The 4,139-nt window shown below is 74.5% G+C and carries 3 protein-coding genes; 1 reads left to right on the top strand and 2 read right to left on the bottom strand.

The features are described 5' to 3' along the window. Positions 1-53: 53 nt before the first annotated feature. On the top strand, positions 54-800 hold the full coding sequence (locus IH44_RS0139320) for a phosphotransferase family protein (RefSeq protein WP_030464659.1): 747 nt from the start codon (positions 54-56) through the stop codon (positions 798-800). Positions 801-845: 45 nt separating this feature from the next. Here IH44_RS0139320 and IH44_RS0139315 read toward each other — a convergent pair whose 3' ends face one another. Together IH44_RS0139315 and IH44_RS0139310 are read right to left on the bottom strand one after the other, a co-directional pair. Continuing rightward, positions 846-2,018, bottom strand: coding sequence for an acyl-CoA dehydrogenase family protein (locus tag IH44_RS0139315; protein WP_030464658.1), 1,173 nt, complete (start codon positions 2,016-2,018; stop codon positions 846-848). A gap of 122 nt (positions 2,019-2,140) precedes the next feature. Beyond that, positions 2,141-4,081 (bottom strand): biotin carboxylase N-terminal domain-containing protein, encoded by a 1,941-nt coding sequence (locus IH44_RS0139310; RefSeq protein ID WP_030464657.1) that lies wholly within the window; start codon positions 4,079-4,081, stop codon positions 2,141-2,143. Positions 4,082-4,139: the final 58 nt, after the last annotated feature.

The raw sequence follows: 4,139 nt of genomic DNA, 5'->3' as shown, positions 1-4,139 counted from the left end.
GGCGGGGGAAATTCGGGGGACGGGGGTGGTCGTCCTCGGGATACTGGTCGGTCATGGATGAGGTCGAAGTCGTCGTCGCCCATTCCGAGCGTGCGACCCTGCGCGTCGGTGGCGTGTTCCTGAAGGTGGACGCCGATCAGGCGCGCGTCGACGCCGAGGTCGAGGCGATGTCCCTCGCTCCGGTGCCGACGCCGGAGGTCCTGTGGCACCGGCCGCCCGTGCTCGCCGTGGCCGCGCTCCCCGGGGCGACGCTGGGGCGCCTGGGCGGGCCGTCGACCGGGTCGGCGGCGGCGTGGGCCGCGGCGGGTGCCGTCATCCGGCGGTTGCACGACGCGCCGCTGCCGCCCCGGCTCGGGCGGGCCGGCCGGAGTGCCGACGCGTTGGCGGCGGAACTCGACGGCGAGTGCGAACTGCTGGTGGCGAGCGGCGTCCTGCCCGCCGACCTGGTCGCCCGCAACCGCCGGGTCGCCGAGGCCGCGTTCCGGCCGTGGACCCCGGCGTTCACGCACGGCGACCTGCAGATCGCGCACGTCTTCGTGGAGGGCGACGAGGTCACCGGCATCATCGACTGGTCCGAGGCGGGCCGGGGCGACGCGCTGTACGACCTCGCCACCTTCACGCTCGGGCACGAGGACCGGCTGGCCGACCTCCTCGCCGGTTACGGCGCCGAGGTCGACCTGGACGTGATCCGCGCGTGGTGGTCGCTGCGCAGCCTGCTGGTGGTCCGCTGGCTGGCCGAGCACGGCTTCGACCCGTACGCGCCGGGGTGCGAGGTCGACGTGCTGAGGTCCCGGATGTGAGGCCGTGTGGGACCGGGGGCCTCGTGCCGGCGGCGGGTGGGGCGGTCAGTAGGAGCGGGGCAGGCCGAGGGTGTGCTGGGCGACGTAGTTGAGGATCATCTCCCGGCTGACCGGGGCGACCCGGCCGACCCGGGTGGCGGTGATCAGTGCGGCCAGGCCGTACTCCTGGGTGAGGCCGTTGCCGCCGAGGGTCTGGACGGCCTGGTCGACGGCCCGGCAGGAGGCTTCGCCGGCCGCGTACTTGGCCATGTTGGCGGCCTCGCCGGCCGCCAGGTCGTCGCCCGCGTCGTAGAGCTGGGCGGCCTTGCGGGTCATCAGGCGGGCGAGTTCGACCTCGATGGCGCACTGGGCGAGGGGGTGCGCGATGCCCTGGTGGGCGCCGATCGGCCGGTCCCAGACCGTGCGGGTGCGGGCGTAGGAGACGGCGGTGTCCAGGGCGTGGCGGGCGATGCCGAGGGTGAAGGCGGCGGTCATGATGCGTTCGGGGTTGAGGCCGGCGAAGAGTTGCAGCAGGCCGGAGTCCTGGTCGCCGACCAGAGCCTCGGCGGGCAGCCGGACGTCGTCCAGGAAGACCTGGAACTGTTTCTCCGGGGCGGTGAGTTCCATCGGAATGGGCCGGTACTCGAAGCCCGGGGTCTCGCGCGGGACGACGAACAGCGCGGGCTTGAGCTTGCCGGTGCGGGCGTCCTCGGTGCGGGCCACGAAGAGGACGGCGTCGGCCTGGTCGATGCCGGAGACGAACACCTTGCGGCCGGTGAGCAGCCAGTCGTCGCCGTCGCGGCGGGCGACGGTGGAGATCCGGTGCGAGTTGGATCCGGCGTCGGGTTCGGTGATGCCGAAGGCCATGACGGTGCTGCCGTCGGCGAGTCCGGGCAGCCAGCGCCGCTTCTGCGGGTCGGTGCCGAAGCGGGAGATGACGGTGCCGCAGATCGCCGGGGAGACGATCAGCATCAGCAGCGGGCAGCCTGCCGCGCCCAACTCCTCCAGGACCACCGCGAGTTCGCTGATGCCCGCGCCCCCGCCGCCGTACGCGGCGGGGAGGTTGACGCCGAGGTATCCCAACTTGGCGGCTTCCGACCAGAGTTCGCGGACGGGCTCCCCCGCGCGGGCCTTGCGCTGGAAGTAGTCGCGGCCGTAGCGGGCGGCGAGGGCGGCGACGGCCGCGCGCAGGTCGTGCTGGTCCTCGGTGTCGGTGAGCGGGGTCAGCGGTGCGGACATGGCGGGGTCCTGTCTGTCGTGGGCTGCTGCTGTCGGCTTTCGTGGGCTGCTGCGGGCTTTCGCGTTCGTACTCGCAGGAGGGGCAGGGTGGGGGGGGTTTCGGGGTTTCGGGGTTTCGGGGGTCAGTGGTAGGGGGTGACGACGGCGAGGACGGTGCCGGTCTCGACCTGGCGGCCCAGGGTGGCGGGGAGGTCGGTGAGGGTGCCGTCGGTGGGGGCGGTGACCCGGTGTTCCATCTTCATCGCCTCGATGGCGAGCAGGACTTGGCCTGCGGTGACGCGTTCGCCGGGGCGGGCGTCGAGCCGGACGACGGTGCCGGGCATCGGGGCGAGCAGGGTGCCGGGGGCGAGCGGGGCGGTGGGGACGGGGTGGCGGTCGACGGCGGCCAGGGTGTGGTGCTCGGTCGGGGCGTCGACGAAGATCCGGTCGCCGTGGCGGGCGATCCGGTAGTGGCGGCGCAGGGGGCCGACCGCCAGGTCGACGGATTCGGGTGTGCTGCGCAGGAGTTGGACGTCGGGGTGATCTTCGGCGCGCAGCCCGTCGCGGGTGAGCAGGTAGCGGACCTCGTGTTCGGCGCCGTCGGCGGCGCGGTAGCGCTTGACCTGCGGCTGGGAGGGCAGGTTGCGCCAGCCGGAGGGGAGTTCGCGCAGTGGGCCGCGGCGGTCGGCGGCGTCGGCGAGGGCGGCGGCCAGGGCGGCGAGGGGCGCGGATTTGCCGTCGGAGGCGGTGAGTTCGGCGTGGTGGTCGGCGAGCAGAGCGGTGTGGACGCGACCCGCCAGGAAGTCGGGGTGGCGCAGGGCGCGGACCAGCAGGTCGCGGTTGGTGGTGGGGCCGTGCAGGCGGGCGCGGGCGAGGGCGTCGGCGAGGCGGCGGGCGGCGGCGGTGCGGGTGGGGGCCCAGGCGACGACTTTGGCGAGCATCGGGTCGTAGTGGACGGTGACTTGGTCGCCCGCCCCGACTCCGGCGTCCAGGCGCAGTCCGGACGGGGTCGGGGCGGTAGTGAACTCGACGTCCGTACCGGGGAGTTCGAGGAGGTGGAGCGGACCGGTGGCGGGCTGCCAGTCGCGGGCCGGGTCCTCGGCGTACAGGCGGGCCTCGATCGCGCAGCCGCGAGTGGGGGGCGGGGCGGCGGGGAGCTGTTCGCCTTCGGCGACGGCGAGTTGGAGGGCGACCAGGTCGAGTCCGGTGACGCACTCGGTGACGGGGTGTTCGACCTGGAGGCGGGTGTTCATCTCCAGGAAAGCGAGGCGGCCGTCCGGGGCGAGCAGGAACTCGGCCGTCCCGGCGCCCTGGTAGCCGACGGCACGGGCGGCCGCGACCGCGGCAGCGTGCAGGCGTTCGCGCAGTTCGGGGGTGAGGCCGGGGGCGGGGGCCTCCTCGATCACCTTCTGGTGGCGGCGCTGGAGCGAGCAGTCGCGGTCGCCGACGGCCCACACGGTGCCGTGGGTGTCGGCGAGCAGCTGCACCTCCAGGTGGCGGCCGGTGGGCAGGTACGGTTCGCAGAACACCTCGTCGTCGCCGAACGCGGCAGCCGCCTCGGCGCGGGCGGCGGCCAGCGCGGCCGGGAGTTCGGCCAGGGTGCGCACCACCCGCATGCCGCGTCCGCCGCCGCCGGACGCGGCCTTGACCAGCAGCGGCAGGTCGGCCTCGGCGGGATCGGGGCCGACGGTGAGGACGGGGACGCCCGCCTCGGCCATCAGGCGCTTGGCGGCGGTCTTGGAGCCCATCGCGGCGATGGCGGCGGGCGGCGGGCCGATCCAGTGCAGCCCCGCATCGAGCACCGCCTGCGCGAACTCGGCGCTCTCGGACAGGAATCCGTACCCCGGGTGGACGGCGTCGGCCCCCGCGTCGAGCGCCGCACGGACCAGCAGGTCGGCGCGCAGGTAGGTGTCGGCGGGCGCGGCACCGGGCAACCGGACGGCGGTGTTGGCCTCCTGGACGTGCCGGGCGTCGGCGTCGGGGTCGGCGTACACGGCGACGGTGGCGATGCCGAGGGTGCGGCAGGTGCGGAAGACCCGGCGGGCGATCTCGCCTCGGTTGGCCACCAGCAGGGAGGTGATCATCCGTCAGTTCGCTTTCTCGCGGCGGGAGGGGAGGGAAGGGAGGGCGGCAAGGGAGGAA

Source organism: Kitasatospora sp. NRRL B-11411 (assembly GCF_000721345.1).
GTDB lineage: Bacteria > Actinomycetota > Actinomycetes > Streptomycetales > Streptomycetaceae > Kitasatospora > Kitasatospora cineracea.
The sequence above is the reverse complement of the archived record's forward strand: the minus strand, read 5'-3'. Positions and strand labels throughout refer to the sequence as shown.

Excerpts from the sequence above, each read along its gene's own strand:
- IH44_RS0139315 (WP_030464658.1), bottom strand. The coding sequence starts at position 2,018 with ATGTCCGCACCGCTGACCCCGCTCACCGACACCGAGGACCAGCACGAC.
- IH44_RS0139320 (WP_030464659.1), top strand. The coding sequence starts at position 54 with ATGGATGAGGTCGAAGTCGTCGTCGCCCATTCCGAGCGTGCGACCCTG.
- IH44_RS0139310 (WP_030464657.1), bottom strand. The coding sequence starts at position 4,081 with ATGATCACCTCCCTGCTGGTGGCCAACCGAGGCGAGATCGCCCGCCGG.